Annotated in this window: 20 protein-coding genes; 12 read left to right on the forward strand and 8 right to left on the reverse strand. The window is 40.7% G+C overall.

Going from position 1 to position 26,046, the window contains the following annotated elements; translation table 11 throughout:
• The first annotated feature begins 5 nt into the window (after window positions 1–5).
• From DWW52_RS09300 to DWW52_RS09345, 10 genes are all read left to right on the forward strand, one after another.
• Window positions 6–1,187 carry a FecR family protein gene (locus tag DWW52_RS09300; RefSeq protein ID WP_118715222.1) on the forward strand — a complete coding sequence of 394 codons (1,182 nt, stop codon included), beginning with the start codon at window positions 6–8 and terminating at the stop codon, window positions 1,185–1,187.
• Between the two features lie 98 nt (window positions 1,188–1,285).
• Window positions 1,286–4,792 (forward strand): TonB-dependent receptor, encoded by a 3,507-nt coding sequence (locus DWW52_RS09305; RefSeq protein WP_118715224.1) that lies wholly within the window; start codon window positions 1,286–1,288, stop codon window positions 4,790–4,792.
• 17 nt (window positions 4,793–4,809) lie between these two features.
• On the forward strand, window positions 4,810–6,219 hold the full coding sequence (locus tag DWW52_RS09310; protein WP_158582540.1) for a RagB/SusD family nutrient uptake outer membrane protein: 1,410 nt from the start codon (window positions 4,810–4,812) through the stop codon (window positions 6,217–6,219).
• A 10-nt stretch (window positions 6,220–6,229) separates the two neighbouring features.
• Window positions 6,230–7,420, forward strand: coding sequence for a TlpA disulfide reductase family protein (locus tag DWW52_RS09315; protein WP_118715227.1), 1,191 nt, complete (start codon window positions 6,230–6,232; stop codon window positions 7,418–7,420).
• Between the two features lie 137 nt (window positions 7,421–7,557).
• Entirely contained in the window at window positions 7,558–8,181 is a 624-nt protein-coding gene (locus tag DWW52_RS09320; RefSeq protein ID WP_158582541.1) for an RNA polymerase sigma-70 factor, read from the forward strand.
• Between the two features lie 80 nt (window positions 8,182–8,261).
• On the forward strand, window positions 8,262–9,419 hold the full coding sequence (locus tag DWW52_RS09325) for a FecR family protein (protein ID WP_118715229.1): 1,158 nt from the start codon (window positions 8,262–8,264) through the stop codon (window positions 9,417–9,419).
• Window positions 9,420–9,589: 170 nt separating this feature from the next.
• Entirely contained in the window at window positions 9,590–12,877 is a 3,288-nt protein-coding gene (locus DWW52_RS09330; RefSeq protein ID WP_158582542.1) for a SusC/RagA family TonB-linked outer membrane protein, read from the forward strand.
• Between the two features lie 18 nt (window positions 12,878–12,895).
• Window positions 12,896–14,314, forward strand: coding sequence for a RagB/SusD family nutrient uptake outer membrane protein (locus DWW52_RS09335; protein ID WP_158582543.1), 1,419 nt, complete (start codon window positions 12,896–12,898; stop codon window positions 14,312–14,314).
• A gap of 14 nt (window positions 14,315–14,328) precedes the next feature.
• Entirely contained in the window at window positions 14,329–15,084 is a 756-nt protein-coding gene (locus DWW52_RS09340; protein WP_118715232.1) for a DUF4843 domain-containing protein, read from the forward strand.
• A gap of 20 nt (window positions 15,085–15,104) precedes the next feature.
• Window positions 15,105–16,709 carry a PKD-like family lipoprotein gene (locus tag DWW52_RS09345; RefSeq protein WP_118715233.1) on the forward strand — a complete coding sequence of 535 codons (1,605 nt, stop codon included), beginning with the start codon at window positions 15,105–15,107 and terminating at the stop codon, window positions 16,707–16,709.
• 67 nt (window positions 16,710–16,776) lie between these two features.
• Here the strand turns inward: DWW52_RS09345 and DWW52_RS09350 are convergent, their stop codons facing one another.
• The 3 genes from DWW52_RS09350 to DWW52_RS09360 all read right to left on the reverse strand — a co-directional run bounded on the left by DWW52_RS09350 (window position 16,777) and on the right by DWW52_RS09360 (window position 19,708).
• Complete coding sequence (locus DWW52_RS09350) at window positions 16,777–17,400, reverse strand: trimeric intracellular cation channel family protein (RefSeq protein WP_118715234.1); 624 nt, start codon at window positions 17,398–17,400, stop codon at window positions 16,777–16,779.
• 81 nt (window positions 17,401–17,481) lie between these two features.
• Window positions 17,482–18,318: an ATP-binding protein gene (locus DWW52_RS09355; protein ID WP_118715235.1), complete on the reverse strand. Its 837-nt coding sequence runs from the start codon at window positions 18,316–18,318 to the stop codon at window positions 17,482–17,484.
• Window positions 18,319–18,544: 226 nt separating this feature from the next.
• On the reverse strand, window positions 18,545–19,708 hold the full coding sequence (locus DWW52_RS09360; RefSeq protein ID WP_118715236.1) for a MalY/PatB family protein: 1,164 nt from the start codon (window positions 19,706–19,708) through the stop codon (window positions 18,545–18,547).
• A 156-nt stretch (window positions 19,709–19,864) separates the two neighbouring features.
• Here DWW52_RS09360 and DWW52_RS09365 point away from each other — a divergent pair, with 156 nt between their 5' ends.
• A complete protein-coding gene (locus DWW52_RS09365; RefSeq protein WP_118715237.1) occupies window positions 19,865–20,668 on the forward strand; it encodes a UDP-2,3-diacylglucosamine diphosphatase in 804 nt (267 codons plus the stop codon).
• A 90-nt stretch (window positions 20,669–20,758) separates the two neighbouring features.
• Window positions 20,759–22,312: a hypothetical protein gene (locus DWW52_RS09370; RefSeq protein ID WP_148315346.1), complete on the forward strand. Its 1,554-nt coding sequence runs from the start codon at window positions 20,759–20,761 to the stop codon at window positions 22,310–22,312.
• A gap of 351 nt (window positions 22,313–22,663) precedes the next feature.
• Here DWW52_RS09370 and DWW52_RS09375 read toward each other — a convergent pair whose 3' ends face one another.
• The 5 genes from DWW52_RS09375 to DWW52_RS09395 all read right to left on the reverse strand — a co-directional run bounded on the left by DWW52_RS09375 (window position 22,664) and on the right by DWW52_RS09395 (window position 26,044).
• Window positions 22,664–22,912 carry a hypothetical protein gene (locus tag DWW52_RS09375; protein ID WP_118715239.1) on the reverse strand — a complete coding sequence of 83 codons (249 nt, stop codon included), beginning with the start codon at window positions 22,910–22,912 and terminating at the stop codon, window positions 22,664–22,666.
• Window positions 22,913–22,929: 17 nt separating this feature from the next.
• Window positions 22,930–23,346, reverse strand: a complete 417-nt coding sequence (locus tag DWW52_RS09380) for a hypothetical protein (RefSeq protein WP_118715240.1) — start codon at window positions 23,344–23,346, stop codon at window positions 22,930–22,932.
• Between the two features lie 10 nt (window positions 23,347–23,356).
• Window positions 23,357–23,581: a hypothetical protein gene (locus DWW52_RS09385; protein ID WP_118715241.1), complete on the reverse strand. Its 225-nt coding sequence runs from the start codon at window positions 23,579–23,581 to the stop codon at window positions 23,357–23,359.
• Window positions 23,582–23,788: 207 nt separating this feature from the next.
• Window positions 23,789–24,307 carry a hypothetical protein gene (locus DWW52_RS09390; protein WP_118715242.1) on the reverse strand — a complete coding sequence of 173 codons (519 nt, stop codon included), beginning with the start codon at window positions 24,305–24,307 and terminating at the stop codon, window positions 23,789–23,791.
• A gap of 204 nt (window positions 24,308–24,511) precedes the next feature.
• Window positions 24,512–26,044, reverse strand: coding sequence for a DUF4998 domain-containing protein (locus tag DWW52_RS09395; protein ID WP_118715243.1), 1,533 nt, complete (start codon window positions 26,042–26,044; stop codon window positions 24,512–24,514).
• Between the last annotated feature and the right edge of the window lie 2 nt (window positions 26,045–26,046).

Here is a 26,046-nt window from a genome sequence, read left to right on the forward strand (position 1 = left end):
AAGCTATGAAAGAGGCAAATGATGAATCTTTGGAATGGACGCTAGTTAGGCGTAGTTTGATGGAAGAGTTGACCGGAGAGGAACAACAACAACTGAATACGTGGTTGAACGCGTCGCCCGCTCATCAAGCCTATTATGACCGAATTTCCGGCTTTAATCCAGCGGAAGGTCTTCCCGGATTGTCGAAAGAACAGTACGAACGGGATTTTATCCGGTATGTATCTTTGATTCGGCAAGCGAAGCGACAGCAGAAGAGACGACGTTTGGTTTATTTCACGAGATACGCGGCAGTATTTGTCGTGCTGTTGGCTGTTGGAGTTTACTTCTGGTATCAAGGGACGTCTGTATCTGAAACTCCGGTAACGTCTTTGCCTCTGGCTGTACAGGGAAAACCACAACCTATTCTGGTGACGGAGGAAGGTGCCCGTGTCTTGTTGGATGAGCAAGGGCGTTCGTTGCAACAGATTTCGCACGGAAGAATTTCTTCGGGGAAACATGGAATTGTTTATAATAATATATCTCAAGGAACAACCTCGGCTGTTGTGGGACACCACACGTTGATCATTCCCCGCGGGGGAGAATACCGGGTGGAGTTGGCCGACGGTACGATCGTTTGGTTAAACTCGGAGACGGAATTCAGTTATCCGGTGAGTTTTGCCGATTCGACCCGGGAGGTGACGTTGAAGGGAGAGGCTTATTTTGAGGTGGCCAAGAGTGCGAAACCTTTTAAGGTGCGGGTTGAGGATGTGGTCGTGAAGGTTTATGGAACTCATTTTAACGTGAATAGTTACGATAAGGAGCGGGTACAAACCGTGTTGTTGAGCGGGAGTGTAGGGGTGAGTTCCTTGAAGCATCCGGCCGTGGAACAAATGATTAAGCCGAACGAGATGGCGGATGTGAACGTGTTAACAGGGAGATGTGAAGTGAAAACGGTGGATGCGGCCGCTTATGCCGCTTGGAAGGACGGGTATTTCTCTTTTGAACACGAGACGTTGGAGCAGATTATGGAGAAATTAAGTCGTTGGTACGATGTACAGGTGACATTCGAGAATGATGAAGTGCGTACACATCGGTTTTCAGGACGTGTGGACCGGAGTGAGAGTTTCCGGGGTGTGTTGAATTTATTGCAACGGACTCTTCTGGTAAAATTCGAGGTGGAGGGAAATAGAATCATAGTTACTAAATAAAAGGAAACGGAAAGTGTTACCAGCACTTCCCGTTGAATAAATTAACCGCCTAAACTGTGGTGTTTAGGTAATTGAATCATCTTATAATCTACAAGAGTATGAAAAATTTGCGAGAAAAAAAAGCTTTTGTGGGAATTTGTTGCAGAGTGTTCGTGTTGGTAGCGTTGGGTTTGTGTTCGGTGACGAATCTTTGGGCATCTTCCATTTCTGCATCCCCGCAACGGGTGACAATTAATCTTAAAGATGCGGCAATCAAGCAGGTGTTTGCTGAAATCCGTAAACAAACCACTTATAATTTCGTGTACAGCGATGACCAGATGGATAAACTGGAACACGTGACGGTGGACGTGAAGAACGAGACGGTGGAAAACGTGTTGAACAAGGTACTGACGGGTACTCCTTACACGTACACGGTGGAGGGAAATGCTATCGCGATCGTGGCAAGGGAAAAAGCGGGAGAAAAAGTGAAGGAGACTAAAGTTGCGGGTAAGGTCGTGGATAAAGACGGTCTTCCTCTTCCGGGTGTGTCCGTGTTGATAAAGGGGACAACTCTTGGCGTGGCAACGGATATTGACGGAAAGTATACCTTGTCGTTTGTGGCACAACCGAATATCGTTTTTGTGTTTTCGTTTGTGGGAATGCAGACGAAAGAGGTGACTTATACCGGACAACCGGAAGTAAACGTGACATTGGAAGACGAGCAGGTTAACTTGAATGATGTCGTGGTTATCGGTTACGGTTCCAAGTCGAAACATGATGTGACGAGTTCGGTATCTTCGATTCATAGTGAAGATTTAAAGAAGTATTCCAGTAGCGCAACTTCTTTTGACGGGATGTTGGGCGGTGCTCTAAAAGGGGTTCGGGTAACACAGAATAATGGTGCTCCGGGAGCTGCAGCAACGATAAATGTGAGAGGGGTGACCTCCCCGGTATCCGGTAGTACAAACGAGCCTTTGTACGTGATTGATGATGTTCCATTTTTCTCGGAAAGAGGAGGTGTCAATCCATTATTGGTGATTTCTCCTAATGATATCGAGAGTATTGATGTTTTGAAAGATGCGGCAGCCACGGCTATTTACGGGTCCAGGGGTGCGAATGGTGTGATTATCGTGAAGACAAAAACCGGAAAGAATAATGAGAAGATTAGTGTTACAGCGGGATATTCGGTTACGGTAGGAAATCCGGTAAAAAGATATAAACCGTTGAATACGGAGCAATTTAAAGAAGTGCAAGATTTATTGCTGAAAAATACGATGTCTGCCATAGGCCGGGGCCAGGTCGATAAAGGGGATGCTGCTTATTTTCTGACACCTGTGATGATGTTAGTGGGGAATTTCTCTATATCGGGTTATGAGGATATGATTCCTTTGTATAATTATGATGGATTGAATGAGGACGTGTTTGGAGATGTGAGCACGAATTGGGAGAAAGAAATAGAGAATCATAATGCTATAAATCAGCAATTTGATTTAGGAGTCCGTGGCGGAGGAAAGGCGATTAACTATTCGTTTGTTTTCAATTCGACAAATCAGGACGGGCTTTTTATTAATGATGGGTTAAAACGTTACGGGGTTCGCTTGGCTGTTGATGCCAACATCACGGAACGTTTGAAAAGTGGAGCAACCATGGGATATACCTTCTCCAAGCTCCGGGATGCAACTAGTTTTTCAGATATGGATACGAAGCCATGGTTAGTGCGTCCGGATCGAGCGGTACGGGATGAAAGTGGGAACTTTGTCCGGTTACCGGGATCCAATTATGGGCAAGAGTTTTTAGGTGCCAATCCGGTTGCTAAGAGGGGCGTGAAGAATCGCACGGATGTAAACCAATTTATAGGAAGTGCTTACGCACAGTATAGAATACTTGATAATCTGAAAGTAAGGGGGGATATAAATATTGCATCTTTCCGTACTGAAGGGAGTAGTTTTATGCCTTTGACTGCAATGGATGACATGATATATTATGATTCGTTTTCGAGTCTTTATGAATCATCAAGCAACACGACCAATACATCGGTGAACTTTCGGGCAGATTATAATTTGGATATGAAAGATCATCACTTGACGTTAATGGTCGGCTATGGCTGGGATCGAACTTTTACGAAGGGTAGTAGTGTGTCATATAGCGATTTCGTTGATGATGAAATATTAAATAATCCTGCATCGGCAGCCATGGTGATGGGCTACAATAGTAATAAGATTACCAATGGATTGAACTCCGTGTACGCCCGTGTCGGGTATGTTTATGGAGATCGTTATTTGGCAGAAGCGAATTTCCGGTCAGATGCATCATCCAAGTTTGGTCCCGGTAATAAACGAGGATATTTTCCCTCCCTCTCTTTGGGTTGGCGCATGAGTCATGAGAAATTTATGGAGCCGTTCACGAAATTGGATGATCTGAAAATACGTTTTAGTGTGGGACAGACCGGATCCACTAATATTGATAATTTTGTGTACAAGCAATTGTATGCGCGTGCTTCTAATGATTTGTGGGGAGGACAACCTACGATTGTTCCGAAAGATAATTTCCCGAATCGGGATGTACGTTGGGAGATGACTACAGAGTATAACTTCGGTGTGGATTTTTCTTTCTTTAATCGTCGGTTGTATGGAAGTTTAGACATGTATTATCGTTTCACGGACGGGGCTTTAACTCCTTCTCCCGTGGCTTTGGAAACAGGTTCGATAACTTATTATTCTAACTTGATTGATTTGTCTAATAAAGGTATCGAGCTGGAAGTCGGGGGAGACGTGTTGAGACGTGATGATTGGGTATGGACATCGAAATTTAATATCGCATTGAACCGAAATAAGATAGAAGACTTGAACGGGGCGACGTTAGCTTCATATCAGGTTGATTATTTCGTGAAAGGGAAACCGGCAGGGGTGTTGAAAGGTTATGTCGTGGATGGAATTTTCCAGTCGGACGAGGAAGTCGCTTCGTATAATAAACTGGCAGAGGAGAAGCATGGAGCGGGAACTTATTACCAGAATTTGGCAACCGGGGCCGGAGATTATAGGTATCGGGATTTGAATGGCGATAGCGAGATCACGGCTGATGACAGAGACGTGATCGCTAATCCGGAACCGGATTTTTTCGGCGGATGGTTTAATTCCGTGAACTATAAGAGTTGGAATTTGTCTTTTGTTTTTCAATTCTCAAAAGGAGGGCAAGCGTTCTTGAATGACCTGCAAAACAGTGCTTCGGGAATTGTCGGAAATAGTATTCAGCGTATGATGTATCGTAATACGTGGACGGAAGATAATAAGGATGCCCGGTATGCTCGTTTGACGGTATTGGATCAAAGTGGAAATACAAATTATTCGGATCGTTACGTGTTTGAAACTTCTTATTTGCGATTGAAGAATATCACGTTATCGTATGAATTACCTCGTAATTGGTTGAAAAAGATATATCTTCAATCTGCGCAGTTGTTTGCCAGTGCATCCAATCTGTGGACGTGGACGAATTGGCCGGGACTGGATCCGGAATTAGTCGGGGATAGGACTCTTGCGGGAACAAACCCGTTGCAAGAAGGGGTGTACAGTAATGATGCCTATCCGTTGAGCAAGACCTTTACATTTGGTGTCAGGGTGAATTTTTAACGATCAAAATGAAAGTGATGAAAAAGTTTAAGTATATAATTTATTCTCTTTTGGGTGTTTTGGGTTTGGCATCCTGTGATTTAACCGGGAATATTAATGACATAAAGCCTGAATATGTATTGGATGAAAGTACCTTGATTCGGGATGGAAAATCTGCGGAATTGGCATTGAGAGGAGTTTATCAGCAATGGCGGGATAAGGGATTAACGTTGATATTACCGAATATGTGTTTTTTGTCCGGTTCAATAACCGGAGGTGGGATTGAGGAAACTCCTTTTATAAATAATGACGTGAGGCCGGAAACAAATAATATTGCCGCTTATTATGTTTCTCTTTATCGGATTGTGAATTATGCCAATACTGTAATGGAGCAATTGGAGGCGGGCAAAGCGGTTGGTCTTGATTCTTTGAGAAGGGTAGAAATGATGGGTGAATGTAAATTCCACCGGGCAATGGCTAATTTCTTCCTTTTACGCGCTTACGGACAATTTTATGACGAGACTTCCCTGTATGGAATTGTTTTAGTAAAAAAACATATGCAAGAAACCAAAGCGGTTCCTAGAAGTTCTGTAGCTGACGTGTATAAGTTGATTAACGAGGATTTAGACGATGCAATAGAAATGGCTCCGGAGTATGTTCAGAATCACTATTCCGTGAGTCGTGTTACGGCTAAGGCTTTAAAGGCAAAAGTCTTGTTGTACCAGAAAGAATATAAGAAGGCTGCCGATTTGGCGAGTGAAATTTTGGAAGAGGCCGGAGAATTTAGTTACGTCATGGAAATCAATTATGCTGATATTTATAAAAATGGTTGTTTCTCTTCGGAAGTTTTGTTTGCACCCTATACTTTTGGACTCATTGAAAGACTTACTCTTAACGTGAATGGAATCAGTCCCGGAGTCTATCTTCGTAAAGTGGCTGATGATTTTGTAGCAGGGAAAGGCGATATGTTGACAGGAGAAGGATTTGATTCGCGCTATGTTGCAACATTTATTAAGACTTCCGGACCGAATAATAACGGGAAATATCCTAATAATGATTACGTTGATAACACGATAAGCAATACTTGTTTTTACTTGAGGTTGGGTGAGGTTTATTTAATTCATGCAGAAGCGGCTATTCGCGGGTATCAGGATTATGCGGGAGCCCGTACTAGTTTGAAAGCGATCACGGATCGTGCGGGATATGATGAGAATTACGTGAATACAATTTCAGATGGGGATTTGTTGGAAACGGTACGTAAACACAAATTGATCGAATTGGTGGAAGAGAATTACGAGGATTGGTTTGATTTGGTGCGTTACTATAAAGAGGGAGATTTGAATATCACGGATGTAAAACCAACTGTTACCTCTGATACAAAATTGATTTTACCGATACCCCAAACTGCATTGGCCGGAAATAATTTGTTAGAACAAAATCCGTTATAAAAAGAAGAATATGAGGACATTTATTGTAATTTTAGTATGCCTTTTCGTGGGTGTATCTTGTCAAAATAAACCGCAGTACACGATTGACGGGAAAATTTCCGGGAATGCGGATGGTATGAAGGTGTTGTTGAATAAGCTGGGGGATACGGGATCGACGTTCGTTGATAGTACATTTATTAAAGATGGAAAATTCGTGTTTGAGGGAGTCGTTGATGAACCTGCCTATTACTCGATCATGATTGATCGTACTCCTCAAGGGGAAGTTTCTTCCGAGAAGTATATGACAAATAGTCAATTCTATCTGGAAAATTCTCCGATCAGTTTTAGTGGAAATATTGATAGTCTACCTTCTTATTTCTGGAGCAAGAAGCCGCGGAAACAAGCCCAGATCACCGGATCGGGCACGGAAGACCTTTATCAGAAGTATCTGGCGATAGGAGAAAAACAGGGTAGCGAGTTGAGTCGATTGAATGACGAGTATTTGCAAAAGTATCATATTCCCTCGATGGATGGTATTTTTAATAAAAAAGAAGGGATCGAGATTTCTCGAAAAATGGAGGTATTGAGGAAACAATTAGCTGAAATAAAATGGAATTTTGTAAAAGAGAATATCCAGACCGTTGTCGGTTATGATCTGGCAAAACAATATTTTCAGGATATGTATGTTCGTATCACCCCCGAACAAATTGACGAGTTAGAGGTTTTGGTGGATCAGGCATGGCCAAATACTACAAAAGCCTCGGAATTCAAAGCAATGGCTGAAAAAGGCAAGCGCGTGGCAGTTGGAACGAAGTATTCTGACATTGAGTTAGTCAATCCTGATGGGAAGAAAGTGAAATTATCGGAATATGTACCCGAAGGAAAATACGTGATGTTGGAATTTTGGGCTTCTTGGTGTGGTCCGTGTCGGGGTGAAATCCCTCACCTGAGAGAAGTGTACAAAGAGTACAAGGATAAAGGATTCGAGATTGTGAGCATATCTATTGATCGGAAGGATCAGGATTGGAAAAAGGCCATGAAAGAAGAGAATATGGTCTGGACCCAGTTGAACGATCCGGGGGAATTTGAAGGTCCGGTAACTCAGGTGTACAACATCATGGGCGTTCCGACTTGTATCCTGTTGGATAAGGAAGGACATATCTTCAAAACCGACATGCGGGGTGCTCAACTGGATGCCGTTTTGGAAGAGATTTATGACTGAATTTTTGTAATTACAGTTTCAAAAAAAAATAATAGTATTATTTAAGATTATCCAAAGGATATTCGGAGTTGAGATTCTGGGTATTCTTTGGATTTTTATTTTCGCTATGTTTGTTGTTTTAGACAATGATGTTCCTTGTGAAATCATTTTGGACGGTTATTTTTTTTTGTATTTTTGTCATTAACGGAGGTAATAATTGTAATGGTTATAATGTGATGGAGCAAGGGCAATTCGATGTATTATTTAATCAGTATTATGAACGTTTGGTACTGTTTGCTGAAAGTTACGTGGGAGATTTGGAAACGGCAGAGGATATGGTGCAGGATGTTTTTTTGTCTCTTTTGTCACGGACGGATTTTAATGAAGTCGAATATTCTCGTTCCTATTTGTATAGTTGTGTGAAGAACGGATGCGTGGATTATTTACGGAAACTAAAAGTTGTAGATCCGTTGGATACAAAGTTATTCGATGCGGTTTATTATGCGGGGGATTTTAATATTTTTGAACAAGAAGAGTTGATTCGTCGGGTAGAGGACGAGATCGAAAAGTTACCGGAACAACGTCGGGAAATATTGAAAATGAGTGTTTACCGGGGAATGAGTTATTCGCAGATAGCGGAAGTGACAGGATTATCAATTAACACGATAAAAACGCACATGAAGAAGGCGTATCAGGATCTACGGGAAGGACTTTATGACCAGCATTTGAATTTAATATTGCCTTTTATCTTGTTGGAAATGAAAAATAAACGTTTGTTGTAGTTTTGTTGGTGCTATTTTTTTATTTTTTCGTTCACCCTGTTTTTGTTTTTTTACGTCTTAGGTTCAAAAATTATGAATAAATGCAAGAATCTAAGTCGATATCTATATCTATTCTTTATCGGAAATCAGCAGGTAAACCGATTTCTGATGTAGACCAGCGGAAGTTTGATGCGTGGTATAACGAGTCGGAGGATCATCGTTTGTATTATAAACGTTTTTGTGTGCAGCAAGAAAAGATCATGGCTCGTGATTGTTCTGTCGTGGATGTTAAGCGTCGGTTGATGGAGGTGAAATTCAAGAGACGTGCAAAACATCATTCTAATTGGTGGAAATGGAGTGGGGTTGCTGCGGCCGTGTTGATCTTCTTTTCTGTTGGTTGGATGTATTGGGCTGAAAATAATATTTCTTGCCCGGTGGTTGTTGAAACCGAACCGGGGAGAGCAGCCGTGACTCTTCGTCTGGGACAGGGAGAGCAAATTGTATTGGATTCGACACTGGTGGCGCAGACGATTAGTCAGGATTGTGTGGCCATGCGTGTAGGTGTCGGCGTGTTAGAGTATAATCGGGATTCTGTTGCGACCGGAGAGTTAGTTTATAATCAGTTGGAGGTGCCTCCTTCCGGGGAGTACGTGGTTGTTTTGTCGGATGGAACGAAAGTTTATTTAAATTCGGCTTCCAGTTTATATTATCCCACGGTGTTCCCGGCTGGAGAGCGGAAAGTTAAGTTGTCTGGTGAAGCTTATTTTGTCGTGGCTAAAGGAGAGCGGCCTTTTATCGTGGAAACATCGTTGGAAGAGGTAAAGGTGTTCGGGACGGAGTTTAACGTGATGGCGTACGAGGACGAGGAAGAATTACAAACGACCTTGGTAGAAGGTTCTGTCGGGGTGTTGATGAAAGGGAAGATGTCGCTAGGATTTCAGAAAATTGTTCCGGGAGAGCAATTTCTTTTGAACCGGAAAACGGGAGAAACGGAGATTGTCTCGGTAGATGTTTTTCCCTATGTGGCTTGGAAGGATGGTCTTTTTGTTTCCCAGAATGATAATCTTGAGACAATTTTGAGAAGGGTGGCACGTTGGTTTGATGTCGAGATTTTCTATCAAAATCCGGCGTTAAAACAAAAACGATTTTTTGGTATTATGAAACGACAAACTCGTTTGCAGGAAGTATTGGATGTGATTGCAGAGGCGGGAAAGGTTCATTTCGATGTGAACGGTCGTGTCGTGTTAGTTCGTGATTAAAAATAAAAGCAGAAGTTGCTGGAAACAATTTCTGCCTTAAAATAAATTAAACAGGGAACAAGCATTTTGCAGGTGTTGTTCCCGTATGTTTCACTTATAATTACAAATGTATGAAAAAAAATCGGTGTTCTATTCCTATATGGAGGGATAGTTTACGAAAAATGTGGATTATGACAAGATTTCTATTTATTTTTGTGTTTGTTGCCTCGTTACACGTTTCGGCGGCGCTTCATTCTCAAAATAAGATGGTGACCCTTCATCTGAAAGGGGTAAGTTTGGAAGAGGTAATACAATCATTAAAACTCCAAACGGATTACGGTTTTTTTTATAATATTGATAGTAAAGATATCAAAAAAATGACGAACATTTCCGTGAATGTCAAGAATATGGCGTTGGAAGATGTTTTGTTGCAAATTTTGAAAGGGACGAATCTGACTTATTCTATCGTGAATGATGTGGTTATTTTAAATACCCGAAATTCTATTGTTGTAAATGATTCAGTAGGAAAAAATCACGTTCTTGTTGGTCGGGTGATGGATGTGAATAAGGATCCATTGCCGGGGGTAACGGTAAGATTAGAAAATACGAACGTGGGGACGGCAACAAATTTTGAAGGTGTTTTCTCGTTTCGACTGCCTGTTGAGAAAGGGAAGTTAATCTTGAGTTTTGTCGGTTTTAAAACAAAAGGGGTGGAGTTTAAACTTCCTTCTGATACGCTGAAGATTGTTATGGAAGAAGAAGTTGAAAACGTGGAAGAAGTTGTTGTAACAGGTTATTTTAATAAGGCAAAAGAGAGTTTTACCGGTTCGGAAGTGACGATTGAAACAGAAGAGTTGAAAAAAGTAGGAGCTTTAAGTATAACGCAAGCGTTGAGTGCTTTTGATCCTTCAATTCGTTTGGCGGAGAGCTTGACCAACGGTTCGAATCCGAACGTGCTTCCCGATATTACGATCCGGGGTGAAAACGGATTTGATTTACGGGCAAATGCGGATGATGCGACCACGAATCCTAATGCCCCTCTTTATATCCTGGATGGAGTGGAGGTTTCGGCGGAACGTGTTTATGATATGGATGTAAATAGGGTAGAGTCTATAACCATTCTGAAAGATGCCAGTGCCACGGCTTTATACGGTTCTCGCGCTTCCAATGGAGTTATCGTGATCACGACGATTCGCCCGAAGTCCGGGCAGATTCGAGTGAGTTTGAATGCTAATTATAATATCTCGGTTCCAGATTTACGGGATTATAATTTGATGAATGCCGAAGAAAAGTTAGAATATGAGCGGCTAGCCGGCTTGTATGAGTCTACCGATTATATAGAACAACGTAAACTGGATGAACTTTATAATTCCCGTTTGGAGGAGGTGAGGAAGGGTGTGGATACTTATTGGTTGTCACAGCCTTTAACGACATCATTGAATCAACGTTATTCTATTAATTTCGAGGGTGGTGACGAGTATTTCCGTTACGGAATAGATTTGCGATATGATACGGATAAAGGGGTTATGAAGCAATCCGGTAGAGATCGGTTAGGTATTAACCTGACATTTAATTATAATATCGGGACGAATTTTTTTATTCGGAATGATTTGTCCGTGGATAATGTGAAAGCGAAAAATTCTCCTTATAATGAATTTTATTTGTACGCCAATCAAAATCCATACGATCGTATTTATGATGAAAATGGAAAGTTTGTTGAGAAGCTTTCTTCTGGAGACTGGAATCCTTTGTATAATGCTCATTTGGCGAAAAAGAACACGAGTACGTATACATCTATTCAAGATAATTTTAATATTGATTGGCGTATTGTTCCTGCGTTGCGTTTGCAAGGACGTATTAGTTATTCCAGACAATTTGATAAAAGGGATTTGTTCAAGTCTCCAGAGTCTTTGGATTATAGCACGGAAACGGATCCTAAAAAGAAGGGAACTTATTTCCGTTCCAATTCACAAAGTGATAAGTTTGACGGTAATTTGACTTTGCAATACAATAAAGTGTTTGGAGTGCATTCGTTGAACGTGGGAGTGGGAAGCAATATGACGGAGTCGACCGAGGAGGGAGATTCTTATACCGGGGTCGGTTTTGTTAATCCGGATATGGTTTTCATCGGAGCGGCGATCTCTTTTGCGGAAAATTCGAGTCCGGATGGTAGCTATGATAAATCCCGGTTGGTAGGATTTTTTGGTAACGTGAATTATGGGTATGATAATCGTTATTTCTTAGATTTATCTTTCCGTACGGATGGTTCCAGTAAATTCGGGAGAAATTCGCGTTTTGCTCCGTTCTGGTCAGTAGGAGTTGCTTGGAATGTGCATAAAGAAACATTCTGGTCGGGAGATGAGAAGAGTTCTTTAAAATTGAGGGCTTCCGTGGGTAGCACGGGAACGACTAATTTCTCTTCGACTCAAGCGTTGACAACTTATAACTATGATTTTTCTAAAATATATAACGGCGTGTTTGGTGTAAGTTTGGCCGGATACGGTAATCCGGAGTTGAAGTGGCAGAACACGATTTCTTATAACGTGGGTGTGGATATGACTTTGTTGAAAGGACTGGTTACGTTTAATGGAGATTTTTACGTTAAAAACACGGAGAATTTATTATTGCCTTTGACGGTTGCACCGTCGACCGGTTTTAGTAGTTATGTGGAAAATATTGGAAAATTGAGGAATACCGGAATTGAAGGCCGTTTGCGCTTGAATTTGATTCGGGATACTCAGAGGGATTTAAGATGGAATGTAACACTTTCCGCGTTCCATAATAAGAGCAAGATCACGAAGTTGTCTAATCAGTTGGAAGAGATCAATAAATATGCTAATAGTGATTGGTATAATCAAGGAACTGTCGTGTACCGGCAATATGAGGCCGGGCGTTCGCAAACAGCCTTGATGATGGTTCGTTCGGGAGGAATTGATCCGGCAACGGGAAACGAAATTTATATTAAACGTAACGGGGAGCTGACATTTGAATATGATGCTAATGATAAAGTGGAGTGTGGGGATATGAAACCTACGATTGAAGGAAACGTGAATACGAATTTGACATGGAAGGGTTTTACGTTGTATATGCTTTTTAAATATCAGTTCGGAGCCAAGGCTTATAATGGAACCTTAGCCTCTAAAGTGGAAGGAGCTAACCCTTACAAGAATGCAGATAAGCGGGTGTTGTATGATCGTTGGAAAGAACCGGGGGATCATGCTAAATTCAGACGTATTGATGATCGAACTTCTCCCTACCAGACAACACGTTTGGTTTTTGATAATGATTTGTTTTCTCTGTCAAGCGTGTCTTTGTCTTATGAATTACCCCGGGAGATCAGTCAAAAATTCTATGCGGATCGGGTTCGATTGATGCTGAGTACGACGGATGTATTTCGTTTGTCAACCATAAAGCAAGAGCGAGGGACAAGTTATCCTTTTGCACGAACTTTTAATCTGAGTTTGAATGTTACGTTTTAATTGTTAATGAAAAGAGTTATGAGGTTAAGAAATTGTATAGGAAGTTTGTTGTTGACGCTCATGTTGTGTTCTTGTAATTCATGGTTGGATGTGGATTTGATCAACCAGAGTGAAGAAAGTGATCTTTTCAGTACTGAGCGTGGTTTTTCCGAGGCTTTAGCCGGTGTCTATTGTGATATTGCGGCTTCTAATATGTATGGACAAACATTGTCTTTCGGAATGCTTGATATTATGTCTCGTATTTATGATTATTCTCAGATCCCTAATAAGATGAAAATATTCCGGGATTATGATTACGAGAATAAGGATATGAAAAGTTATATCTATCTGTTATGGAGTTCATTTTATGCTAATATCGCGGCATTGAATAATATTTTGGAATGGAGTGAGAAAAATGCTTCTGTTTTATCTGATGAACGACGAAATCAGGTACGGGGAGAGGCGTTAGCTTTGCGAGGTTTGTTGCATTTTGATATTTATCGTTTGTTTGCTATTGATGTTAAACTGGAACCAACGGCTCGTGTTTTGCCTTATCAAACGGAGTTTGGAGTAAAAACGTCGCCTGTTTATAGCACGATGGATTATTTGAATTTGGTGATTGGTGATTTGGAGGATGCGGTAAAATATTTGGAGAATGATCCGATAATAGGAGTGACGCCTTATCAGTTGGGAAATGGCGATGGTGAAAATAAAGATGAAGCAGACCTTTATGTTGCTCGGATGAATTATTATGCGGTGAAAGCTTTACTAGCCCGGGTTTATTTGAATATGGGTGGAGATAAAATAAAGGATGCCCGTCGGCTGGCCGAGGAGGTCATTGATTGTGGTAAATTTGCTTTGGTGGATTATGAAAGGAGTTTGAACACGGACGAGGCGAATAAAGATTTGCTCTTTTCTGATGAGCATATTTTTTCTTTGCGGGGACAAAATGTGAAAACTGATGCGGAAGGTGTTCATAAACAAATAACGGGTACGGATGGAAACGTGCAAATGGCGAATGGTTATCAGGCAGTGTTGTATTTAAATGATTTAGAAGATTATAGATTGAATTGGTATAAAAGTTTTTATATAATTAAATATACGTCCGATAATAGTAAACGTTTTTTTCCAAAGATGCCTATGATTCGTTTGTCAGAGATGTACTTAATCGCTGCTGAAGGATGGATGGAGGATGATCCGGAACATGCGGCCGAATTGTTACAAACTTTAAAGCAGGCTAGAACAAAATTAATCGTGAATAAGCAAACGGTGACAGAAGAGATGATTTTATTGGAAATGCGGAAAGAGTTTGTCGGAGAGGGACAGCTTTTTTACGTGTATAAGCGTTTAAATCATGATATTATCGGTAATACTTCGGAAGATGGGGTGAAAGCAAGTAATAGTGTTTTCGTGTTACCGTTACCGGAAGAAGAGATAGAATATGGATATAGGAATTAAATGAAACTTGTTTTATGAAGAAGTTAATATATATTGTTTGGGCGTTTTGTCTTGGATTACAGGGATGTGAGCAAGATCCGGAATACGAGTATGATGATATTGATCGTATTTATTTCCAGTACGAGGTTCAGAATAGCCTTGGGAATAATGTAAGCGTTGATTCGGTCGTTTTCTCGTTTGGAAAATTGCCGGAAGAGGTAGTTGCCGATACGGCCAAGATCGTCGTGCAACTTATGGGGAATGCTTCAGAACAACCCCGGAAATATCGGGTGAAGGTGTTGGAAAAGGGGGTACAGTTAAATGGTTTGACAACCATGGTTGAGGGTGAAGATTATGCTCCTATTGCCGAAGAGCAGGTGTTTGGTCCTAATCGTTTTCAGGATACTCTTCGAATTTTGGTGTATCGTAAGAATTTGAGTACCAGTTTGCGAAATCCGGAGTCTAAAACTTTGATGCTAACTCTTGAGGAGGGAGAGGACTTTTTGTTGGGCATTAATGTCGGACATGAAATGAAGTTATCTGTAAATAATATTTTATTCCCTCCGGCTTGGTGGGAGGCAAATGAGACACAACTTGGTTTTTATCACCCGAAGAAATGGAGAAAATTGATCGAATGGGATCCTATTTTTGCGGTTGAAGATGCTTTTATCGGTACTGGGGTTGATATGCAGAAGAAGAGTGGTATGTTGAATGATTGGCTGAATAAGAATGTGATTATTGACGATGAAACGGGGATGCGTATAACGAAAACCGGGCTTGTTGAAATTTAATATTTGGAAAAGTAATTCGTATGAGAACAATACTATTTTTTGTGTGTCTGACAGGCTTGTTATTTGCTTGTTACGATGATAAGGGGAATTATGATTATCACGATATTAATCAAATTACGATTTCGGGGATTGATAGTTTGATTCGTTGTGATCAGATGGATTTGTTACATATTCCGGTCACTTTGGAAGGAACACAGTATGCCGATACTAATCAATTCACGTATTTTTGGGAAATTAATCGTAAAATGGTGTCCACGGCCAAAGATTTGAACGTGTATGTTAATTTCCCGTTAGGAGAAAACGAGGCTCGTTTCGTGGTAACGGATAAAGAACTTGGTACGAAAGCGTTTAAATATTTTAAGATCAATGTATCCAGTTCCACGGCGGGTGACGGTATTTTGGTTTTAAGCAAATATAAAGGGCATGCAGAGTTGTCTTTTAAGCGTTTGGACAAAGAAGGAAGTGTTTTTACCCCTAATTTTTATGAAGCTTTAGCCGGAAATTATTTAGGGACTAATCCACGGAGGATTCACCGGAATTATGTCCCGGAGGCAGATAATGAAAATTCCGGATTAAAAATAGAAACAGATCATCAAATAAAATGTTTGAGCGAGGAGACGTTACAGGAGATCGGGGAGAATACTATTTTGGATCATAATTTCTTTATCAGGCGTGCAAATAGTTTACCTTCCGGGGATATAACCGATTTTGATGTAAAGGCTTTCGCTCACCAGCCCGTAACGATGGAAGGGGGATTCGGTAAGTCGACTTATATATTTACCATTGCAGGAGATGAGTTTTGGATGGATCAAGCGATGCTTATTTCTTTTGGAGGAATGTCCCAAACGATGTGTATGACATATATGCAATTTAAAAGTCCGTGGGGTGGGAGGTTGTCTCCGGCAATGTTTTTGTCTGCTTTAGTTGAAAAAGAGTTACAGAATTATAATACTCCTACGGCGATGTATATGTTTGATGAAACGGTCGGTCAATTTTGTTATAATAATTTGATGGGATCTAATAATGTTGGTGTTCCTGCGCTTGGGACTTATAGTGGTTATTCTTTATTATTTGGAACCCATACGGCAACGAAAGATCATGCCGTGGCCGTGTTGAGTGATGGGGCGGGTTACCGGATGTTGTATATGAATCTTCCGAATGGGGAGCAATCCGTGCTTGCAGATTTGACGGTTCCTAGTAATATTATTAACGAGACAACATCTTATTATCCGATGAAAAATGAAGCTTATATGTTGTTTGCCACGAATGATAAGTTATATCGTTATAATTTGCGCGAGTTGGAAAATAATGTAGCTCCGGGGAATTCGAGCGTGTTCGTAGAATTGTCGAAGTGGGGATATAGTGCGGAAGCTAAAATCACGTGTATGAGTGTTTCCCGGACAGAGCAGGAAATACTTTTGGGAGTTTCCCGTTATGGGGATGATACGGAAGGAATGGCGGAAGAGTTGAAAGGAGATGTGTTGGTTTTAGACTTGAAAACAGGAGAATTGATAAAAAAATATGAAGGAGTATCGGGTGTTCCTGTAGATGTGAAAATTAAGTATCAAAAATGGCTCCGAGATGGTAAGGAGGGTGGAAGTGTTGCGGATGTACTTTATTTTTAGGAGTGTTGTAAAATAGAGAGAGTGTGTATTAGCGATAGAAAGTTTTATGCCTTTCTATCGCTATTTTTTAATTCTCTTCTTCATTCCCTTTTAATACCGGAAGGCTGATATGGTATTTTACTGCAATAACACGGGTTAGGATAACGCTTCCAGCCGTGATGATTTGCGTGGTGATATGTCCCACGGCAAAGAGATCACAAGCATAGTAAATGAGGCCCCCGAGGATACAGGCGATAGCGTATATGTCTTTACGGAAGATCAGGGGTTCTTCATTAATGAATATATCCCGGATGACACCACCGACGGCTCCGGTTGTCATACCCATGATGATAGCTACCCACATGGGGAACCCGGCGAGTAAACTCTTTTCAATACCGACCACGGTAAACAGTCCGAGACCGATGGCGTCGAAGATAAAGAACGTGTTGTTCAAGCGGATAACGTACTTGCCGAATATGATTACAAACAACAGGGCTAATCCAGTAACAATCAGGTAAGATGGTTGATGCATCCAGAAGGGGGTCAACCCTAGCATTAAATCCCGGGTTGTTCCTCCCCCGATAGCCGTGGCAGCCCCGACCACGTATGCCCCGAACCAGTCGAAGCGTTTGGCGGATGCCAGACGTATTCCACTGATTGCGAATGCGAACGTTCCGATATAATCAATGACCGTGGTAAAATCGATGTTCATAATCCTATTACTTTTTTTGAGCTTGCAAAAATAGTAATAAAGGGAGTCCGTTCGTCTTGGTTTTTGATGTTTTACAGCATCTTACATCCACTCTTCACTTTTAACTTCCCCTTCCACGGAAAGTACGATACGTTTGATCGGAATGTTACGTGTGGCTTGTTCTCTCGCTTTCAAGGCCATTTGCATGAGTCCTCCACAACAGGGTACCTCCATGATCAGTACCGTGAGCGTGTCGATCTTGGCATCGTCAATCATGCTTTGGAGTTTTTCCACGTACGAATCGGTATTGTGATCCAGTTTAGGACAGGCAATCGCTAGAATTTTCCCTTTCAGGAAACGTTCGTGGAAATTCCCGGAGGCAAAAGCAGAACAGTCGGAAGCCAGTAGTACGTTTGCTCCTTGAAAATATCCGGCTTGCGGGTTAAGTAAGTGTAGCTGTACGGGCCATTGACGGAGTTCCGAGTTTCCGGAATGCGAGACAACATTCGCCTTCGTGACCGGCTTTAATTCTCTGGCCATGGACCCCGGACATCCGCATCCTAATTTGGGGGCGGGATGCAATTCCTGCAGATTTATAGATATGTTATGACGTTTCAGGTATTCCACTCCTTGTTTTAACAATTCTACTTCTCCGTGTTCTTTCAAATGGCGTAAGTGGGCCAGGATAACGTGTTCTCCCTTGGGAGCGATGCGTTCCATAACGGCTTCCTCGCTATATGGTTCCGCTTCCCGTTCTTCTAATTCGATAGCCCCTACCGGACACTCCCCGATGCAGGCCCCCAAACCGTCACAATATAGGTCACTCACCATGACGGCTTTCCCGTCTATTAGTTGTAAGGCTCCCTCGTGACAACCTTTCACGCATAGCCCGCAACCGTTACATTTTTCCTCGTCTATTTTTATAATTGTTCGTTTCATAGTTTTTGTTTTTGATTCTAAGACAAAGATACATGCGGGAACGGGGGAATTTTGTAATGAATATTACAAAGCTGGTTTAAAATACAAGAATAATAGTTTATGAATATCAACTTGTAAAAGTCCATAAAATCCTTTGTCTCTGTTGATCTTTGTTTACGGCTATTTATCGTTGCCGTAGACAAAGAATTCCTGTGTTTTCTGACTTTATGGACTTTACAACGGTGGATTATTTGAATATCTTTTTCAGTCTTTCAAGTCCTTCTTTTACCGTGGCGAGCGGACATCCGATGTTCATGCGGAAAAAGCCTTCTCCCTCGGGACCGAAATCCGTACCGCTATTCAAACCGAGTTTTGCCTCGTGGAGTAGTTTCTCCCGGATTTGTTCGTGAGACAATCCTGTTGCCCGGAAGTCTAACCAGAGCAGGAAAGAACCCTCGGGTGGGATCATTTTCACGACGGGAAGTTCTTGGCGGAGGAATTGGTCAGTATACTCGATATTCTTTTCAAGATAGCCGATCATTTCGTCCAACCACGCATCCCCGTGTTTGTAGGCTGCCTCGAAGGTAACGTGGCCGAAAATATTTCCCAGATCCAGGTGCAGGCATAAAATCTCTTCTTCGAAAAGTCGGCGTAGTTCGGGTGACGAGATCACGATCACGGAGTTCATCATCCCGGCAATATTAAACGTTTTGCTGGGAGCCATCATCGTTACCGTGATATCAGCAATTTCCGGTGATAGGGTTGCCATGACCACGTGTTTATGGCCGGGTAACGCCAGATCGGAATGGATCTCGTCGGAAAGAATCGTGACGCCATATTGAAGGCAGAGTTCCCCGATCCGGAGGAGTTCTTCCTTGGTCCAGACTCTCCCGACCGGGTTGTGCGAATTACTCATGATCAGTAATTTTACCCCGTCTTTTAGTTTTGCCTCGAAATCCTCCCAGTCAATCCGGTAATGATTGTTTTCTACTTTGAGCGAACTGCAGACTAACTGTCGTTTGTTGTCTTTCACAACGGCATGGAATGGGGGATACACGGGTGTGAATATCAAAACTTTGTCCCCCGTTTTCGTGTATACTCGAACGGCAATGGATAGGGCGGTGACGATACCCGGGCTACTCAATATCCACTCTTTTTTCACGTACCAGTTGTGGCGGCGGGTTACCCAATCAATAAAGGCTTGTTTTGCCTCATCAGTTCGGAAGGTATATCCGAAAACCCCTTTTTCTGCGTATTGGTGTACTGCTTCCTGTATTTCAGGGGCAACTTGAAAATCCATATCGGCTACCCACATGGGTAGAATGTCCGTGAGTCCGAATACGTTAGCTAAATTGTCGTATTTTACACAAGCCGTGTTCCGGCGGTCTATTATTGCATCGAAATTATACATACTTTTCTTTATTAATTTGTGTAGCAAGTTATAAAACTCTTTTTAATTTTCTATACGAGAAGGGACGTGAAATGTTGAAACAATTATTTAATATTTAAGTAACAAGCCCTTAACAATACTATTCTTCCTTTGCGTAAGTAATCTAGGAATGAATATATGCCTAAGAAACAGCAACATTACAAAACAATCGTTCTTTCGGACATTCACCTCGGGTCAAAATGGTCGAAGACAAAAGAAGTGACCCGCTTCCTGAAACGACACTCGTGCGATACCCTTATTTTATGTGGCGATATTATCGACGGGTGGTCGCTTATGAGGGGAAAGAATAGTAAATGGCGGCGTTGTCACACGAATTTTATCAAGGTACTACTGGACATTTCGCATGACACGAAGATTATCTACGTGCGAGGAAATCATGATGATTTCCTGGATCGGGTGATCCCCTTGGCCTTCACGAATATCTCCGTGGTGAAGGATTATATCTACACGAGTGGGGAGAAACGCTATTACGTGCTTCACGGGGATGTCTTTGATAAGGTGACTTCATCCATGAGCTGGCTGGCAAAGGTGGGAGACGTGGGCTACTCTTTCTTGCTATGGGCCAATAAGATTTATAATCACCGTCGTTTGAAGAAAGGTTTGCCTTATTATTCGATAGCCCGGGAAATCAAGTTAAAGGTGAAGGCGTCAGTTTCGTATATCAGTGATTTCGAGTCTCACATTGTGGATATTGCCAGAAAGAAGGGGTGTCAGGGCGTTATCTGCGGGCATATACACGATCCCGAGAAGAAGATGATCGGTGACGTGCTTTACCTGAATTCTGGGGATTGGGTGGAGTCTCTTTCGGCGTTGACAGAGGATTATGAGGAGAATTGGGACGTGTATATTGAAGAGAAAGCCACTCCTGCTATCCGGCAGGTTGAAAAAGTAACCGTTTTACACACGGAATTGGTGGTATGAAATTGTATTAACACTGGAAAAGCCGGAATCTTAAAATAATGATTTATATTTGTATAGACATGTGATAAGGTTTATTTTAATTTCGAGTGTATGATAAGGTCTGCCATAATATTTTTGTTGTTGTGTTTTTGCAATATGAATTTTGCCCAGAAGAATGAAACTGTTTTCTCGACAGTACACGAGGTTGTTGGACGTAACGAATTGTCGGGGACAGATATTGTAGCCAAGCAATATAAATTTTCTCGGCGGATATTTGTTTCTCGAATAGATACCACGTTGGGAGTGCTGATGATTCAATTGAGGGATACGCTAAAAAAATCGGGAAATTACAAGAATACGGGACAAATGCTTATTTATGACGTGAATCAGGATCAAGTGTTGTGGAATAAGTTTTTAAATTATAATCTGGATCACGTGGAAATGTTCGGGCAATTTGTGATACAGTCAGCCAAGGGAATGAGTGAAGTTTATTTTACGATTGCAGGAAATAAAATTAGGGAGGATTTCGGGCGATATATGGGTGTGTACAAGGATATAAACCTTGGTTTAGTTGTACCGTGTGATATCTCTGGTGATCCGAAGAAACGTTTACTTGGAGTAAATATGTTTTCCGGTGAAAAATTATGGGAGCGTAAAATGGATCATGGGTATGGGATGAAAGATATTGTACGGTTAAATGATTCGGTAATCGTGGTCGTATCCGGGGGATTACATGGGGTAAATTTGAATAATGGAAAAGGTTGGGATTATGATCTTGAGGTTGGCAGGAAAAATTATTCTGCATCCATCTTTGGTAGTTTGGCGGGATTGATGGTTGGGATATTGTCCCGGGGCAGTGTCGCATTTTTTGTCGTGGGACACGATGTACGAAATATGCATTCTAATCTAATCGTTTCTGATTCGGCTGTTTATATGGCTGGAAGAAAAGAGATCGTACGGTTGGATATGGATGGAAATGTTGTTTGGAAAGATGAAATGGTGGAGGATGTAGTTACCATGTCTTCTATTTTTGTCAAAGATGGGGTGTTGTATATGGTTAACACGGGAGAAGTGTTGCGTAATCAACGGGCGCAAAAACGAGGTAAGTCTTTTTTGGCTGCATTTGATGCGAGTTCCGGGAAACGGAAATTTCTGACTCTTCTTGGTGAAGATAACGTGTTTACTCGTTATGCGGTGAAAGATAGTTCTGTTGTATTATTACAAAGAGAGGGTTTACAGGTACATGCCTTAGCCGATCAAATGGTGTTGGCGAAAATGAGTTGTGATACTTCTGTTTATGGAGAATTATTGAATTTCGTGGGTAAGAAGATATATACAGATCAGGGGAATTATTTCGAGTGTCTTGCTGATATTGATTCGGCGTGGATAAATGTTTATACTTCCAAGAAGCGTGTATTGACTATGGACGCTTCGTTGAAAATCGTGGCTAACAGGGAGTGGGATGATTTTTATATATGCTATGCTGAGAAAGATGGATATAAGTTTCTGTTGAAAGATGGGAAAACGATAGTTATTGATAAAAAGAATCGTAAGGTGGCAGATATAAACGTGAATGATAATTCCGTGATTGTTGGTAAGGCTTTGCATAATATCTCGAAAACTACTTATTCCGTGATTGATCTCTCTTCTGTCATAGAGAATTAATCGGAATATGGTACAAGAAGAAAGAGAATACGTTATTTTCTTTCCTGCGCATTAAATAACAAAAAGATGATTTTAATTTCTAAAAACAGAAAAGGGATAGATTAATTGAATGTAGCATGCAATCAAATAGGGTATGAAAAAAGATAAAAGGAGGGTGTCGATGACATTTAATTCTCCGACACCCTTTGTTGCCGTGGGTAAAAAACAACACGGCGGTCATTTACACGCACCTTAATCTTGTTTGATAACTAGTTTGTCTCGAAATGTCTAGATAAAGCATCTTGTTTTCCAGACATCATGTTCCGATATATCCCCTCCAAAGTGCCACAAAAATCTTTTTTATCAATGCGTTCACAAACTTTTCTTTGATAGAGTAGTGTCGGTCGTAAGAGGACATGCATCCGTCATTTCTTCACGCTTCTGTTTTTCTTCCGCTAGGTTACAGATATCGTCTGATGGTATCAATATATCAAAATCACCGACCAACAACAATTCTTTCAAGTCTTTAGGCAGTTTTACCTTATCCACGATATCTTTCTCTATTTCATGAAGACGATCAAGGGAGAGGTTAAGCCAGAATCCCTCGTATTTCTTGGGCAATTCCAGCGTTTTCTCGGCTATTCTATGATGCTCGGGGGGGGGAGATTCTGGAAAAAGGCATACTTATTCGTAAAACTGAAATTAACGACTTGTAATAATTTGTATTTATCACGATCAACTCTTAGGCGTACGATAAAACTATCAAACGTTTTGGTAAGGAGTGCCAATTCTTCCTGCGACAAATGGTCATGCACGATTCTTGCTATTTGTATGCTCACGCTAAATTTTGATATAAACATCCAATCCCGTTTTGGCATCTCTTTTGTCGTGGTATCTGGATTGTTGATATTCCGGATTGTCCACATACCTAGTTTTTTATCTTCTTTTATTTCATAAGTCACATCTTTCTCCTTCACGATACCAATCTTGTATCTTTGTGCTAAAATACTCTTAACATATAAACAAATACTTAAAAGTAAAATGAGTTTTTTCATAGCTCTGAATTTATGTGCTTAATTGATATTCTTTATATATTTTCCAGATCACCATGGCGTTGTTTGTTTTTGGGGGAGCATGGAATTGTTTTTTCATATCTGGGTCAATTTTTTCATCAGGCTCCCCGATGCATCCTTTGATTAAATCAATTAAAGAAAAACTGATAGATCCTAAACCATCTTTTTTTCCTTGGGTGAAATTCCAGAAACCCGTCACGTCAATTTTCTCTTTCATCAACCGGTTGAAATTGCAGGATAACCTGCTTTTAGCAACTTATCAATACCAAATTCTTTGGGATAGTTTAAGGATTGAAATTCGGGTGAAGTTCGAATCTTTTTTCGAGTTTTAGATTGTAATTTGCATAATTCCATGTGATTATGTCGATGATGATAGCCTCTATAATGTTTATTTTTCTCATAAGTTGTAGGTTTCATGGTAGCGTTAGTTTTTTTCTTCTTCGATTGCTCGTTTCATCAAGTCACAACCGTCAATGGCGTAGATGTGCGTGTCGTCAAAATTGTAGCAAGAGGGATCGAACTTCTCGTTCATGGCAATATTGTATAGCTCTTTCAATGTTTTTGTAGAAATTCTTGTGTAAGTAGTAGCAGATAGCATGAATTTCACGGTTACTACTTTCCCGGTTTTGTCCAAATAGAAAGCGACCCAAAAACCACCGCCTTCGGTCTCTCCTATTTGTTTGAGAATTTGTTTCAATTGTTTATTCAATAGCTTTTGAACACATTGGTTTCTCTTTTCTAGGCGTTGTTGGGTTTTAGCACTTTCTTTTGAGAGGGGGGCTAATTTTTCAGCATCAAGTTCTGCTCCGAAGAATTTGTTGTAATGTTTAATCCGCACTTCATAAGATTCTCCGCTATCATCCAAGGGTTTACTTTCGAAACGTTGTGCATGGAGTTGTGTGATGTAAAAACAAATGCTTAATAGCAAGATAACTTTTTTCATAATCTTGAAATTTATTGTGTAAAACTTAAGATGATTGTATGTTAAAAAATTATGGAATTTTAATTATAGCCTTGTAAGCTAAAATTTAATATAGGTTTTTCCGTGCTTGTATTCAATTTATGTTTCGGTACGCTTTCGAATGTGGTATCCGGATTTGTAGTATATACCAATAACCGGAAACGGTTATTGGTATATGAAGTATGATTAGTAGAAACTAATCTCGGCTATACTTGAAGAGTAGAGATCTCCATAAGGACCGGAATTCACAGCTATTTTTACATACCTGTATTCTTTGTTTTTCACATCTTGAGTGAAATCGATATAGTTAACTTCACCTTTTGTTTTTCCCAAGGGGTTCTCCTCTAGATATGTGGCGGGTATCCAGCTCATCAAATCATTAGCAACATAAATCTTAATAACTTCAGGGGCTATGGTTATTTCGTCTGCATTTTCTTGGAATTGTCTTTGAGCGAGACGAAGTCCATTTATGGTTTTAGACGTTTTTAAATCGAATGTTAGTTCGTAGGTTTTAAAATCTGAAGAGTAGAACGGAATCCAATTGGTAGTATAATTTCCATCAATTAAACGCTCTACATGTGAAGGAAAATCCTCGTTGTCTTTAGGATACATGCTGATTGTTGTCTCGCTTAAATCAAGCATTGTTTTCGTAGGTTCAGTTGTAGAATTGCCTTTCTCTTCGATTAGTGCGTTGTCTAAACCTTGAAAGTGTTTGTTATAGCGTTCCACGGTTAAACCATTTAATTCTTTCAATACTTTTAGAGCAAAGTTCGATGCTTCTTGTTCCACGATCTTGCTTTGTCCATACGTTGCATCATCTGCAGCATCATTGGAGGTAAAATAACGTTTACTTCCTAGTATGACTCTCTTGAGATTAGGGAAGTGTAACAAATCAATAAATGAGTTTGTTGACCAATCCAGATAAATGGTTTCTTGTTGTTCGAGCCAATTATTAGGGATTGCTTCCTCGAAACCGAATTGACGTTTTAGTTCTTGCTTAAAATCCGCTTCAAATAATTTATCTGTTGAGAATTCATAAGGTTCAAAATCAATAATATCTTGACAGCCGATTAATTCTCCGTTTCGGTGTAATATTAATGGTTTTGAAGGATTGATTTCTTCGGGTAATAAATAAAAGAGTTGGTCAACTAGTTCTTTGTTTAATTCAAGATGACCTGTTGAGCCGTCCTTTTTTGTGAATTCCAATGAAGCTGATTTAATTTCATTTTGCCATCCGAGAAAAGTGAGAATTAACCGATTTCGAATAATATATACCTTGGAAATAATCCTGTTGAATGCCATGATGTCTTCGTGAGCGTAGGTATAAGGACGTCCGTAAGTGGTGTTGGGAATAGAAGTCTTACCTTCGGCATCCACCGAACACACGGATATTTCGTAATTTCCGTCATTCAAGGTTTCTCCATTCAATTGGTTAATATTATATTGCGTGGTACCTCGTTCTAGTAGCACGGAGTCCTGGGCTTTATCCAGAATCCATTTGACCTTTACTTTTTGGATACAAGGATCTACATTATTTTCCCAATTCACGATAATTCGTTGCCATCCTGGTGTGACTAAAAGATCTGTACATTTTCCTAGGTAACGATTCTCTCCTTTTCCGGCATATTCTTTATAAGTATCTTCCAAACTCTCGTTATCGCATGCTATGCTAAAAGTCAGCATGCAGAGTAATATTCCGATGTATTTATTTATTCTCATAA

Origin of the sequence: Odoribacter sp. AF15-53 (assembly GCF_003479425.1) — a bacterium.
GTDB lineage: Bacteria > Bacteroidota > Bacteroidia > Bacteroidales > Marinifilaceae > Butyricimonas.